12 protein-coding genes and 1 pseudogene are annotated in these 12,399 nt (G+C 71.9%); 8 read left to right on the top strand and 5 right to left on the bottom strand.

Features of this window, described 5'->3' with window-relative positions:
* Window position 1: 1 nt before the first annotated feature.
* The 4 genes from AQJ64_RS21465 (at window position 2) to AQJ64_RS21480 (ending at window position 3,363) form a co-directional block, all read left to right on the top strand.
* Window positions 2-490 (top strand): low molecular weight protein-tyrosine-phosphatase, encoded by a 489-nt coding sequence (locus AQJ64_RS21465; protein ID WP_055635819.1) that lies wholly within the window; start codon window positions 2-4, stop codon window positions 488-490.
* Complete coding sequence (locus AQJ64_RS21470) at window positions 487-1,644, top strand: cystathionine gamma-lyase (RefSeq protein ID WP_055635818.1); 1,158 nt, start codon at window positions 487-489, stop codon at window positions 1,642-1,644. The genes AQJ64_RS21465 and AQJ64_RS21470 overlap by 4 nt, the downstream gene beginning before the upstream one ends.
* Window positions 1,645-1,875: 231 nt before the next feature.
* Entirely contained in the window at window positions 1,876-2,781 is a 906-nt protein-coding gene (locus tag AQJ64_RS21475; RefSeq protein WP_055635817.1) for a LysR family transcriptional regulator, read from the top strand.
* Between the two features lie 99 nt (window positions 2,782-2,880).
* Entirely contained in the window at window positions 2,881-3,363 is a 483-nt protein-coding gene (locus tag AQJ64_RS21480; RefSeq protein ID WP_055635816.1) for an NUDIX hydrolase, read from the top strand.
* Between the two features lie 21 nt (window positions 3,364-3,384).
* Here AQJ64_RS21480 and AQJ64_RS46190 read toward each other — a convergent pair whose 3' ends face one another.
* Together AQJ64_RS46190 and AQJ64_RS21490 are read right to left on the bottom strand one after the other, a co-directional pair.
* A complete protein-coding gene (locus AQJ64_RS46190) occupies window positions 3,385-5,136 on the bottom strand; it encodes a globin domain-containing protein (protein WP_079061827.1) in 1,752 nt (583 codons plus the stop codon).
* 301 nt (window positions 5,137-5,437) lie between these two features.
* Window positions 5,438-6,070, bottom strand: coding sequence for an HAD family hydrolase (locus AQJ64_RS21490; RefSeq protein WP_055633681.1), 633 nt, complete (start codon window positions 6,068-6,070; stop codon window positions 5,438-5,440).
* A 175-nt stretch (window positions 6,071-6,245) separates the two neighbouring features.
* Here AQJ64_RS21490 and AQJ64_RS21495 point away from each other — a divergent pair, with 175 nt between their 5' ends.
* Complete coding sequence (locus AQJ64_RS21495; protein ID WP_055633680.1) at window positions 6,246-7,112, top strand: GNAT family N-acetyltransferase; 867 nt, start codon at window positions 6,246-6,248, stop codon at window positions 7,110-7,112.
* 14 nt (window positions 7,113-7,126) lie between these two features.
* Here the strand turns inward: AQJ64_RS21495 and AQJ64_RS46195 are convergent.
* Together AQJ64_RS46195 and AQJ64_RS21500 are read right to left on the bottom strand one after the other, a co-directional pair.
* Window positions 7,127-7,446 (bottom strand): annotated as a pseudogene (locus AQJ64_RS46195) (GlcG/HbpS family heme-binding protein).
* Window positions 7,447-7,547: 101 nt separating this feature from the next.
* Window positions 7,548-8,753 (bottom strand): MFS transporter, encoded by a 1,206-nt coding sequence (locus AQJ64_RS21500; protein ID WP_055633679.1) that lies wholly within the window; start codon window positions 8,751-8,753, stop codon window positions 7,548-7,550.
* A 141-nt stretch (window positions 8,754-8,894) separates the two neighbouring features.
* On the opposite strand from AQJ64_RS21500, the gene AQJ64_RS21505 reads away from it, so the two are divergent.
* Both AQJ64_RS21505 and AQJ64_RS21510 read left to right on the top strand, forming a co-directional pair.
* Window positions 8,895-9,359: a MarR family winged helix-turn-helix transcriptional regulator gene (locus AQJ64_RS21505; RefSeq protein ID WP_055633678.1), complete on the top strand. Its 465-nt coding sequence runs from the start codon at window positions 8,895-8,897 to the stop codon at window positions 9,357-9,359.
* Window positions 9,360-9,392: 33 nt separating this feature from the next.
* Window positions 9,393-9,845, top strand: coding sequence for a GNAT family N-acetyltransferase (locus AQJ64_RS21510; RefSeq protein WP_055633677.1), 453 nt, complete (start codon window positions 9,393-9,395; stop codon window positions 9,843-9,845).
* 60 nt (window positions 9,846-9,905) lie between these two features.
* Here the strand turns inward: AQJ64_RS21510 and AQJ64_RS21515 are convergent, their stop codons facing one another.
* Complete coding sequence (locus AQJ64_RS21515; protein WP_055633676.1) at window positions 9,906-11,291, bottom strand: serine hydrolase domain-containing protein; 1,386 nt, start codon at window positions 11,289-11,291, stop codon at window positions 9,906-9,908.
* Between the two features lie 321 nt (window positions 11,292-11,612).
* Here AQJ64_RS21515 and AQJ64_RS21520 point away from each other — a divergent pair, with 321 nt between their 5' ends.
* A complete protein-coding gene (locus AQJ64_RS21520) occupies window positions 11,613-12,179 on the top strand; it encodes a dihydrofolate reductase family protein (RefSeq protein ID WP_055633675.1) in 567 nt (188 codons plus the stop codon).
* Window positions 12,180-12,399 lie beyond the last annotated feature (220 nt).

Raw genomic sequence — 12,399 nt, forward strand, 5'->3', positions numbered from 1 at the left:
GATGACGTACCGCGTCTGTTTCGTCTGCACCGGCAACATCTGCCGCTCGCCGATGGCCGAATCGGTCTTCCGCGCGCGCGTGGAGGAAGCCGGTCTCGACGGGCTGGTCGAGGTCGACAGCGCCGCCACGGGCGACTGGCACGAGGGCGAGGACGCCGACCCGCGCACCCGCTCCGTCCTGGACCAGCACGGCTACGCCCTCGATCACACGGCCCGGACGTTCCGGCCGTCCTGGTTCGCCCGCCTCGACCTCGTGCTCGCCCTGGACGCCGGACATCTCAAGACCCTGCGCCGCCTGGCGCCCACCGCTCAGGACGCCGGGAAGGTGCGTCTGCTGCGGTCCTACGACCCCGCCGCCGACGACCTCGACGTGCCCGACCCCTACTACGGCGGCCGGGACGGCTTCGAGGAGTGCCTCAGGATGGTGGAGGCGGCGGCCGACGGCCTGCTGGCCGCCGTACGCGAGGATCTGGAAGGACGGCAGCCATGAGCGACTCCGTCACACCCGGGGGCGTCCCCGGGGACGCCGGGGAGGGCACACGCGCGGTACGGGCCGGGCTGCCCGAGCCGGTGAAGTACGAACCGACCCTGCCGGGGCCGGTGTTCGCCGCCCACTACCACCTGCCGGGGGAGCCGACGGGGCCGTACACCTACGGCCGCGACGAGAACCCCACCTGGACCCGGCTGGAGCGGGCGATCGGCGAGCTGGAGGCACCGGGGAGGGACGACGTCGAGACGCTCGCCTTCGCCTCCGGCATGGCCGCTATCTCTGCGCTGCTCTTCTCCCAGCTGCGCTCGGGCGACACGGTCGTCCTGCCCGGCGACGGCTACCAGGCGCTGCCCCTGGTGCGCGCCCAGTTGGAGGCGTACGGCATCGAGGTGCGGACCGCCCCGACCGGCGGCGACGCCCAGCTCGACGCCCTCGACGGCGCCCGGCTGCTGTGGATCGAGTCGCCGTCGAACCCCGGCCTGGACGTGTGCGACATCCGGCGGCTCGCCGACGCGGCACACGCGCGTGGCGCCCTCGTGGCCGTCGACAACACGCTCGCGACCCCGCTGGGACAGCGCCCGCTGGCACTCGGCGCCGACTTCTCCGTGGCCAGCGGCACCAAGCAGCTCACGGGGCACGGCGACATCCTCCTCGGATACGTCACCGGGCGGGCCGGCGAGGCGATGACCGCCGTACGGCGCTGGCGGAAGATCGTCGGGGCGATCCCCGGGCCCATGGAGGCCTGGCTGGCGCACCGCTCGATCGCCACGCTCCAGCTGCGCGTCGACCGGCAGGCCGCCAGCGCGCTGGCCGTCGCCGAGGCGCTGCGGAGCAGGCCGGAGGTGACCGGGCTGCGCTATCCCGGCCTGCGCGACGACCCGGCCCACGAGGTGGCCGCCCGGCAGATGCGGCGCTTCGGGTGCGTGGTGTCGTTCACGCTGCCCACACGCGCGCGTGCCGAGCGTTTCCTTGAGGCGCTGCGGCTCGTGGACGACGCGACCAGCTTCGGCGGGGTGCGGTCCACCGCCGAGCGGCGTGGGCGCTGGGGCGGCGACGCGGTGCCGGAGGGCTTCGTCCGGCTGTCGGTCGGCGCAGAGGATCCCGAGGACCTGGTGGCGGATGTGCTGCGCGCGCTGGGGGAGTCGGCGCCATGACCGGTTCACGGTCGCCCTCGTGGTGTCCGCCTCCGCACGACGGACGGTCCGAGCCTCCCCCCTCGTGGCTCGGACCGTCCTCGGTTCTGCGCGCGAAGAACCGCGCCCACAAGGCTAGTTGACTCTGTGTCAGTGTCCAATCACAGTAGCGACAGGGGCCTATCGACATATTTATCGTTGGCCCCTGCCCCCGAGCCGGGACGAAAGCGGGGAGAGGCAGGAGGACACACCGTGGATCTGGCCTTGCTGCGCACCTTCGTGACCGTGCACCGGGCCGGCTCCTTCACCCGCGCGGCAGCTCTGCTGGGCCTGTCCCAGCCGGCCGTCACCTCACAGATCCGCACACTGGAACGGCAGCTGGGCCGCCCCCTGTTCCTGCGCCAGGCGCGTGGGGTCACACCGACGACCATCGGGGACGAACTCGCCCACAAGGCCGCCCCGCATCTCGACGCCCTGGTGGAGATCACCGGGAGCGGCCTCGACGACGAGTCCTCCCTGCGGTCCCTGCACCTCGCCGGGCCCCCCGAGTTCACCGCCGAACGGGCCCTGCCGGCCCTCACCGAGCTGACCGGCGACGACGGTCGGCAACTCGCGCTGCGCGTCTCCTTCGGCACCGCCGAGGAGGTCCTGGAGGGACTGGCGGCCGGCCACACCGACCTCGCCATCAGCACGGCACGGCCACGCGGCGCCCTGCTGACGGCCACCCCGCTGTGCGACGAGGAGCACGTCCTGATCGCCGCCCCGCAGTGGGCGGAGCGGATCGACACGGGGAGACTGCGCCGCAAGGGTGCTTCTGCTCTGGAGAATCTCCCGGTCGTCGAGGTGCACGAGTCGCTGCCGCTCGTCTCCCACTACTGGGCCTCCGTCTTCGACACCCGCCCCGCCGCCTCCGGCACCGTGATCGTCCCCGATCTGCGCGCCGTGCTCGCCTGCGCCGTCGCGGGCGCCGGGCTCGCGGTGCTGCCCCGCTATCTGTGCGCGGCCGCCCTGGAACGCGGTGACGTCGTCGCCCCGCACGAGCCGGCGGTGCCGCCGCTGCGCACCTATGTACTGGCGGTGCGGACCGGCACCCTCGCGATGCCGCATGTCGCACGCGCCCACGAGTGGCTGCTGGGGGCGGCTGCCGAGTGGTGCTGAGCGGGATCGGGGAGGACTTCCCGGAGCCATCACCCGGTGCGCTCCCCCGGTGACGTTTCGCGATGTTTCACGTGGAACATGCGGGGCCACATTTCTCCCATGACCGTCCGACCTGTGGTCAAGCGCACCGCCCGCGCCGTTCTGCTCGACGGCGACGACCTCATCCTGATCAAGCGCACCAAGCCCGGTGTGGACCCGTACTGGGTCACGCCCGGTGGCGGCGTCGAACCGGATGACGCGACCGTCGTCGACGCCCTGCACCGTGAGGTGCACGAGGAACTCGGCGCGAAGATCACCGATGTGGTCCCCTGCTTCGTCGACACCGTCGAGCACATCGGCGAGGACGGCGGCGCGACCGGCGTGAAGGTGCAGCACTTCTTCGTGTGCCGTCTGGAGTCCATGGACCCCTCCCTGCGGCACGGCCCCGAGATCGACGAGCCCGCCGGGGAGTACGAGATCGTCTGGGTGCCGTTCACCCGGGTGGGTATCGCGTCCGTCCATCTCGTGCCGCTGTCGCTGCGCCATTACCTCGACGGCAACATCGAGGGCGTACGGGCCATGCACGCGCCCGATCTCGGATGAGCCCGTAGGCCGCCTCCGGCGTCAGCTGCCGGAGGCGACGAGTTCCTCGACCGAGTCGTGCCGTATGCGCTCCGCGGGGAAGCCGACCCCGCGCAGGGCGTCCACTCCGCTGCGGATCATGCCGGGCGGGCCGGAGACATAGGCGTCGTAAGCGGTCCAGGGCCCGAAGGTCCGGATGGCGTCGGGCAGCTGGAGCAGACCGTCCCGGTCGACCACCGGGTGCACCTCCAGCCACGGATGCGTCTGCTGGAGCCTGAGCATCGTGTCGATGTCGTACAGGTCGTGGTTGCTGCGGGCGCCGTAGAACACCTCGACCGGGCGGCGGGCGCCGTGCTCGGCCACGTCCTCGACCAGCGCCTTGATGGGGGCTATGCCGGTGCCGCCGCCCAGGCAGAGCAGACCGCTGTCCCGGGTGTGGTCGACGGTCATCGAGCCGGCCGGCGGTCCGAGCCGTACGACGTCACCGGGCCGGGCGCGGTGCACCAGGGCGTTGGAGACCCAGCCGGCCGGGACGGCCTTCACATGGAAGGCCAGCAGTCCGTCGGACCGGGGCGCCGAAGCGAACGAATAGTGCCGCCAGATCCTCGGCCACCACGGTGTCTCGAGGCTCGCGTACTGCCCGGCGCGGAAGGGGTAGGGCTGGTCGGGGCGGAGGGTGAGGACGGCGACCTCCGGCGTTCTGAGGTCGTGGGAGACGACCTCCGCCTGCCACCAGGGCGGAGCGCGCAGTTCGTCCGCGGCCGCCGCGTCGATCATGACCTGCGAGATCGTCGTGTACGTCCGCACCCAGGCGGCTTCGGTGTCGGCGTCCCAGACGGCGTCGGCGTACTTGTTGAGCGCGCCGATGAGGCACTCTCCGACGGCCGGGTAGTGCTCGGCCCGGGTGCCGTATTTGCGGTGGCCACGGCCGAGGTTCTGGAGGTACTCGACGAGGACCGGGGTGTTGTCGATGTGCTCGGCGGCGGTCAGCAGGGCCTTGAGCAGCCGGTCGCGCTGGGCGTCCATCGCGGGCGGGAAGAGCGGGCGCAGTCCGGGGTGGCGGACGAACAGCAGGGCGTAGAAGTACGAGGTGACCTTGTCGGCCACCGGGCCGACCTCGGCCATGGTCCGGCGGATGAGGACGGCGTCCGCAGAGGCCTCCCGGGCGGGGGCGGGACGCTGGGCGGGGACCACGGGATCGGCGGGCGAGGAGGGCCGCTCCGCTTCGGCGGGCGGGGAGGGCTGCGCCACCGGGGACCTGGGGGTTTCGGCGGGCCCGGACGGGTAGGGGGCCGCGGACGCGGCCCGCTGCGGGGGAGCCTCGGCCGGCGTGCCCGCTCGTGCCGGGACGGGCTGCTGGGCCTGGACGGGGAAGCGGGGTTCGACGGGCGCCTGCGGCTCCTGCGGCGCAGGGGGCCGTCCGAGGGTGTCGGCGCCCGTGGCCTCCGGTGGGGCCGCCATCGGCGCCGCCGGGGCGTCTGACGGGCCGTAGGGGCTCTGTGGCCCCGTTTCCGGCTGCCGCCCCCCGTCCGCCTCCCCGCGTTGCCCTGTGTCCGGCGGAGCGCTCCGAGGCGAGTCGCCGTCGATCTGGCGGGAGTTCCGGTCGGGCGAGGGCGTGCCGCGGCCCACCGGGCGCAGTGCGGCCAGGCGGCGGCCGTCCGACACCCCCTGCTCACCCCCTGCGGCCGGCTCCGGCTGTATGCGCGGCGAGAACCAACCGTCCCCGCCGCCGGACGTGCCGTTTTCGGCCGACTTGGTGGTCGGAGCGTCCATGGTCTGCCTCGCCTCGAACATCTTTCGGTCGGTCTGCGCACTTCCTGGCTCGGAAGGGCCTGCTTCCCCCGCAGACGGGTGGCTTTTCCGTTCGGTTCCGCACGCACAGGAGACGCGCACACCGGACATGCGGTCTTCGCTACTCTCCGCCCCATCAGGCTGCATCGCCCTGTTCCCGGCCCGCTCGGAAGGTGTGCGCCGAGCCCCGCGCGCCTCTCTCCGAAAGCGAACCGGAGTCGACCATACCGGCCGCGGTGGACCACACAAGTCCCCCCTTCCCTCCCCCGGAAAGCGGCCGGGAGTGAACCGTCGCTTCCCTCAACTAACGGGCGTGACGCACCAATTCATAGGCATCCCACAGATCCTTCCCCGCGTAGGAATGCGTCGCGATGCTCGCCAGATGGTGGTCCGCATTGACCGCCACGGAGACCGGCACGGCTCCGAACAGGTCTTTGTCGGAGGCCGAGTCGCCATACGCGACACAGTCCTCCCGTGTCACTCCGAACTCCGCGCACAGCCGATCGGCGATCACCACCTTCGCCGCGGCGCTGAGCACTCCCGCCGGATCCACCGGCTCGGTGAAGGGAAGGGCGGGAAAACGGGATCCGTGGGCCGCGTGGGCGCCCCAGCCCGTGAGTTTTTCCACAAAGAAGGAAGGTGAGAGCGACACGACGGCGCAGTACTCCCCTCGGCCGCCGATCTCCGCCCAGACCTCACGGATGCGCGCCAGCCACGGAGCGCCCTCGAACGCCGCCGTCACATGCTCCTCGGTGAGGCTCGCCCACAGCGCGTGCACCTGGTACGCGTACTCCGGCGGCTGGATCCGCCCCTCGGACGCCGCTCGGTCCAGCGCCACCGTCTCGGCCTCCAGACCGAGTTGGCGCGAAATCTCCCGGGGCGCGGATGTTCCGTGCAGCAGGGTGCCGTCGAGGTCGAAGAGATGCAGTCTCGCCATGGGCCGAGGCTAACCGGGACAGACGGCCGCTGTTTCACGTGAAACAGCGGTGTGCGGCCGCTCGCCGTCCCATGCTGTCGGGGCCCGTGCGGTTGACCACGACATGGCCAAAAGCGCGTGCGTCTCAGGGGAAACAGGTGGACGTCAGGGGCGCCCGTCGGACAGCCTGGCCCGCGTGCCGACTCCTTCCCTCGCCGCTCTGCCCATCCGCCGTCTGACGCACCGCGACCTCACCGCCTGCGCCGACTTGTCCGAGGACCGGGGGTGGCCGCGCGAGGAGCACAAGTGGGGCCTCCTCCTCTCCGCCGGAAAGGGGTACGGCATCGACGACCCCGCCGGAGGTCTGGTCACCGCCTGCGTCGTCACCGAGTACGGCTCCCCCGACCGTCCCGCGCTCGGGGCCATCGGCATGGTGCTGGTCGCCGAGCGGCACGCCCGGCAAGGCGTCGGCCGCCGGCTGATGCGACACGTCGTCGCCGCCATGGGCCCGGTCCCGCTGACGCTGCACGCCACCCCGAACGGCCGTCCGCTGTACGAGGAGCTCGGCTTCAAGACCACGGCCCGGGCGGAGATGGTGTGCGGGCGCTTCACTCCGGACGGCCCGCCGTCGGACGTCGTCACCCGCGCGGCCACGGCCGAGGACCTGTCCGCGATCCTCCGGCTCGACGAGGAGGTGTTCGGTGCTGATCGCACGCACGTCATCACACGGCTGCCCGCCTTCGCCGACCAACTGCGGGTCGCCGAGGACGGCGGCCGGATCATCGGTTACGCGGCCGCCTGGCCGAACATGGCCACCCATGTGGTGGGTCCGCTGATCGCCCGGGACACGGCGACCGCGAAGGCCCTGCTGGCCTCCCTCGCGGCCCGGACCGACCGGCCGCTGCGCACGGACATCGACGTACGGCACGAGGAACTGCTGGCGTGGGTGAAGTCCCGGGGTCTGGAGTCCGTCGCCTTCAACGCGGTGATGACGCATGGCATCGCCGAGCTGCCCGGCGACTGGAGCCGACGGTTCGCACCGCTGACTGTGGCGGCCGGCTGAGACGCGGCCGTACGTCAGGCCAGTGCCTCCACGGCGGCCGTGGCGAAGGCGTGGTCCTGCTCGGGGGGGGGCGCCGCCGACCCCGATCGCGCCGACGAGACGGCCGTCGCGGTGGACCGGAATCCCGCCCGCGATGAACAGCAGCGGGCGGTCGAGCGCGGTGGGCAGGGTGTGGAAGGGGCCGCCACGCCTTGCGCGTGCTCGTCTCACCCGAGATGAGCACGGCCCGGTCGTCCCGCCGGAAGGCCAGCAGATGACCGCCCGCGTCCAGGACGGTGACGCTGACCGTGGCTCCGGCCGCCTCGGCGGCCCGGCGCGCGGCGAAGACGAGCATCTCGGCGTCGTCGCTGGTGAGAGGTACGACGGCGGTGCTGGTGCCCCTGCGGGAACTCTCCTCTCTGTGCGTTTTCAGGGGTGCTGACGTGTGGGCGGGGTTCAGTGGTGGGCGGCTGCCCGCTGTGCGGCGGCGCCGGCGGCGACGACCGTGCCGGGGACACCGTCACGGCGTTCCAGGGCGGACGAGACGACGGCGAGGACCAGGGCGGCGGCGGCGAGGGCGGCACCGACCCAGTTCGGGGCGGTGTAACCGAGGCCGGCGGCGATGACCAGGCCGCCGAGCCAGGCGGACAGCGCGTTGCCGAGGTTGAAGGCGCCGATGTTCACGGCCGAGGCCAGCGTCGGGGCGCCGTGCGCCTGGTCGAGGACGCGCTTTTGCAGCGGCGGCACGGTGGCGAAGCCCAGGGCGCCGATCAGGACGATCGTGACGGCCGCGAGGGCCTTGTGGTGAGCGGTGACGGTAAAGAGGGCCAGAACGACCGCCAGGGCGCCCAGGGAGACGTACAGCATCGGCATCAGGGCGCGGTCGGCGTACCGGCCGCCGACGAGGTTGCCGCCGACCATGCCGAGCCCGAAGAGGACCAGGAGCCAGGTGACGGAGCCGTCGGCGAAGCCGGTGACGTGGGTCGCCATCGGCGCGATGTAGGTGATGGCCGCGAAGACGCCGCCGAAGCCGAGGACCGTCATCGCCATGGCGAGCAGTACCTGGGCGTTCTTGAAGGCGGCCAGCTCGTGGCGCAGGCGCACGCCCCGTGCCCGTGGCAGCTCGGGGACCAGCCGGGCGATGCCGGCCAGGCCGACCACGCCGAGAGCGGCGACGATCCCGAAGGTGACCCGCCAGCCGATGTGCTGGCCGACGAGGGTGCCCAGCGGGACGCCGACCACGTTGGCGACGGTCAGACCGGTGAACATCATGGCGATGGCTCCGGCCTTCTTGTCCGGGGCGACCAGATCGGCCGCGACGACCGAGCCGATGCCGAAGAAGGCGCCGTGGGCGAGCGAGGCGACCACCCGGCCGATCAGCAGCACGGCGAAGGCCGGGGCGACGGCGGAGAGCAGGTTGCCGACGATGAACAGGCCCATCAGCAGCATCAGCATCCGCTTGCGGGGGACCCTGGTGCCGAGGACGGTCATCAGCGGGGCGCCGAACATGACGCCGAGCGCGTAGCCGGTCACCAGGAAGCCGGCCGTGGGGATGGAGACCCCGAAGTCGGCCGCGACCTCCGGCAGCAAGCCCATGATCACAAACTCGGTGGTGCCGATTCCGAAGGCCCCGATCGCGAGGGCCAGAAGCGCGAGAGGCATGGGGGTGGACCTTCCCAGACGATTGCAGATGCGCTTTACATGCGTCCACAATAATTGCAGACGCGGGCTATATGCAACCGCCGGCTATCGCGGCGCTGCTCTATCCTGGTGTCAGCCGCTCCGGGACCGAGGAGAACGCCCATGACCGCGACGGACCCCGCGCTCACCGCCCTCGCCCAGGGCTGGTGCGCCCTCTCCCTGCTGCACGGGAGGATCGAGGCCCACATCGAGCGCGCCCTGCAGAACGGGCACGACCTGAGCGTGCGCGAGTACTCCCTGCTCGACGTGCTCAGCCGGCAGCACGACGGCGAGGGAGGCCATCTGCAGATGAAGCAGGTCGCCGACGCGGTCGTCCTCAGCCAGAGCGCCACCACCCGGCTGGTCACCCGGCTCGAGGACCGCGGCCTCCTGGAGCGCTATCTGTGCCCCACCGACCGCCGGGGCATCTACACCAACGTCACCGGGGCAGGCCTCGCACTGCTCGCCAAGGCCCGGCCGACCAATGACGCCGCGCTGCGCGAGGCCCTCGACGAAGCCGCCGAGAACCCCGAACTGGCGCCACTGGTCCACGTCGTGGAGACGCTGAAGGCGCCGACTGCCGCGTAGAGCGCGCCCACCGCGCATGCGTAGGGTGCGGCCATGGGAGATCTCGACATCCGAGCCGCCGTCGCTGAGGACATCCCCGCGATCGTCGGCATGCTCGCGGACGACCCTCTGGGCGCACAGCGGGAATCACCGGACGACCTCACGCCGTACCGGAGCGCGCTGGAGCGGCTCACAGCCGATCCGAACCAGCGGCTGGTCGTCGCCGTACGCGAGGGGCGCGTCGTCGGCACGCTCCAGCTGACGATCATCCCCGGCCTGTCCCGTCGCGGGGCGACCAGATCGGTCATCGAGGGCGTACGCGTGCACGCCGACGAACGCGGGAGCGGTCTGGGCTCGCGCTTCATCGAGTGGGCGATCGAGGAATCCCGCCGGGAGAACTGCCAGTTGGTGCAGCTCACCTCCGATGTCACCCGCACGGACGCCCACCGCTTCTACGAACGGCTGGGATTCGTGGCCTCACACGTGGGCTTCAAGTTGCAGCTCTGAAGAACCTGAAGGGGTGCCATGTTTCACGTGAAACATGGCACCCCTTCTCCATGGGAACGGTCAGCCGATCCCCCGCCACCCCTCCGGGTCCACCCCGCCGGGCACGGCAGTGCCCTCCTCGTACGGCTGGCGGGTGAAGACGAACGATCCGAGGTCCAGGTGATCCACGGTCCCGTCCGGCCGCCGCACGGGCCGTAGAAGCTCTCCGGCGAAGTAGCCCTCCAGGCCCGTCCAGGTACCGTCCCCGTTCGGCCGGAACCGTGAGCGGCGCCCGCCTCCGGACAGCGGGCCCAGGGAGACCAGCCCGTCGGCCGTGACCCGCAGGACGCTGGGACTGGTCCCCCAGTACCACGGACCCGCCAGCTCCAGCACGGACCGGTCGACCTCGCGCAGCGGCCGCCACGGCTCCGGGACGCGCGGCTCGGCCTCCGCCACGAGCCGGACGAGATCGGCGCCCACCTGGCCCAGCAGCGGACCGGAGGTGCAGTTGGCGAGGACCACGGCCGCGACGTCGTCCGCCACGGCGACGGTGAGGTTGGCCAGGAAGCCCGGCACCGAGCCGGAGTGGCCCACGAGCACCCGCCCGTCCCGGTGCTGGATCTGCATCCCGAGCCCATAGGTGGCGCCCTCGGTGAGATCGGCGACCTCGGCCGGCGTCGCGGGCGTCCCCATCTCCCGCAGGGTCTCCGCGCTCAGCACCCGCGCGTCGCCGCGCATCAGGAAGGCGGCGAACCGTGCGAGGTCCCCGGTGGTGGACCAGAGCTGGCCGGCCGGGGCCATCGGCCCATACTCCTCGGTGGGTTCGGGTTGCATCGCATCGGCCCAGGGATGTACCGCCCAGCCACCCGCGGCAGGGGCCTGCGGCCGGACGCTCGTGCGGTCGAGGCCCAGGGGTTCGAGCACTTCACGCCGGAGTGCGTCCTCCCAGGCCGCTCCGCGCAGCCTCTCCACGAGGGCGCCCAGCACGGCGTACCCGGGATTCGAGTAGTGGTGACGGCGGCCCGCCGGATGCAGGGCCGTCCCCTCGCCCAGGACGTCGGCGAGCTCCGGCCGCAGCGACCCCGGGGTGCGCTCCCACCACGGCCCGGGCGTCTCGGCCGCCAACCCGCCCGTGTGGGCGAGCAGTTGGGCGATCGTCAGCTCCCCCGCCCCCGTGCCGGGCAGATGCTTCTCCAGCACGTCCTCGAGGTCGAGCGCTCCCTCGTCGCGCAGCCGCAGCACGAGAACCGCGGTGAAGGTCTTGGTGATCGAGCCGATCCGGTACTGCACGTTCTCGTCCGGGGCGTGCCCGTCGACCGAGGTCCGCGCCCCGTGCCAGACGGCCCGCCCGTCCCGTACCACCGCGGCGACGAGCGACGGGGCGCGACCGTCGGCCTGGGCCACGGCGATCCGGTGCAGCAGCGCACGCCGGGTGCCGGGAAGCAACTCTTCCTGAGGTGTCGTCATGGGCCCAGTCCACCCGCTCGCGCCCCCGGCGTCGAATTCGTTTCACCCGGGGTGCGGGGTCTCGCCGCTCGCGACCTGTCGATCGTGCGTGACCTGGGCGTTCTTGGCTGTCTCACGGCCTTGTCACCCATGATCAGCCTCAAATCCGTGGCATTTCCTCGCGCGGGCGAGGTCGGGATCAGGCGGCTTGCCCGTGTCGGCCGAGTGCACCACGCTGAGCCCCGAGCACGAGGACTACCGGCGAGCCCAGATCGCGCACCGATGAGTTTCCCGCGCCGCACTGGTCCATACGCCGGACACCCACGGACGGAAGGCTGGGCCATGCGGAAACTGATCTACGGCATGAACCTGACCCTGGACGGCTACATCGCCGCGGCCGGCGACGACATCGGCTGGAGCGGACCGCCGAGCCACGAGCTGTTCCAGTGGTGGCTCGACCACGAGCGGGCGAGTGGCCTGTCGCTGTACGGGCGCAAGCTGTGGGAGGCGATGAGCTCCTACTGGCCGACCGGCGACCAGCAGCCCAGCGCCACCCCGGCGGAGATCGAGTTCGCGCGGAACTGGCGGGACACGCCGAAGGTGGTGTTCTCCTCGACGATCGACAAGGTCGACTGGAACACCCGCCTGGTCACCGGCGACGCGATCGCCGAGATCACCCGTCTCAAGGCCGAGGACGGCGGCCCCATGAACATCGGCGGCGCGACGCTCGCCGGGGCGGCCATGCGCGCCGGGCTGATCGACGAGTACGCGATCGCCACCCATCCGGTCCTGGTGGGCGGCGGCACGCCGTTCTTCACCGCGCTGGACAGCTGGGTGAACCTGAACCTGGTGGAGACGCGGACGTTTCCCGGCGGCGTGGTCCTGACCAGGTACGAGACGAGGCGCTGAGCAGCTTCCCGCTGTCTCACGGCTTGGATGGGTGGTGCCTCTCACCGTCGTGGCATTTCCTCAGCCGGGATCTTCTGGGCGGCTGCGACGACTCGTTGACAGCGCGGGAGCCGCTGTCGTGCGTACGGGCCGGTGAAGGCTTCGCCCAGGATGCAGGGAAGAGCCTCGGCTTCGTCAGCGGCGCGTAGGGCGGTCTGGTGGCCGGCTCCGCCGCGTGGCG

Origin of the sequence: Streptomyces griseoruber (genome assembly GCF_001514205.1) — a bacterium.
Taxonomy (GTDB): domain Bacteria; phylum Actinomycetota; class Actinomycetes; order Streptomycetales; family Streptomycetaceae; genus Streptomyces; species Streptomyces griseoruber.

Excerpts from the sequence above, each read along its gene's own strand:
- AQJ64_RS21520 (WP_055633675.1), top strand. The coding sequence starts at position 11,613 with ATGCGGAAACTGATCTACGGCATGAACCTGACCCTGGACGGCTACATC.
- AQJ64_RS46190 (WP_079061827.1), bottom strand. The coding sequence starts at position 5,136 with ATGTTCGAGGCGAGGCAGACCATGGACGCTCCGACCACCAAGTCGGCC.
- AQJ64_RS21470 (WP_055635818.1), top strand. The coding sequence starts at position 487 with ATGAGCGACTCCGTCACACCCGGGGGCGTCCCCGGGGACGCCGGGGAG.
- AQJ64_RS21510 (WP_055633677.1), top strand. The coding sequence starts at position 9,393 with ATGGGAGATCTCGACATCCGAGCCGCCGTCGCTGAGGACATCCCCGCG.
- AQJ64_RS21505 (WP_055633678.1), top strand. The coding sequence starts at position 8,895 with ATGACCGCGACGGACCCCGCGCTCACCGCCCTCGCCCAGGGCTGGTGC.
- AQJ64_RS21515 (WP_055633676.1), bottom strand. The coding sequence starts at position 11,291 with ATGACGACACCTCAGGAAGAGTTGCTTCCCGGCACCCGGCGTGCGCTG.
- AQJ64_RS21480 (WP_055635816.1), top strand. The coding sequence starts at position 2,881 with ATGACCGTCCGACCTGTGGTCAAGCGCACCGCCCGCGCCGTTCTGCTC.
- AQJ64_RS21490 (WP_055633681.1), bottom strand. The coding sequence starts at position 6,070 with ATGGCGAGACTGCATCTCTTCGACCTCGACGGCACCCTGCTGCACGGA.
- AQJ64_RS21500 (WP_055633679.1), bottom strand. The coding sequence starts at position 8,753 with ATGCCTCTCGCGCTTCTGGCCCTCGCGATCGGGGCCTTCGGAATCGGC.
- AQJ64_RS21465 (WP_055635819.1), top strand. The coding sequence starts at position 2 with ATGACGTACCGCGTCTGTTTCGTCTGCACCGGCAACATCTGCCGCTCG.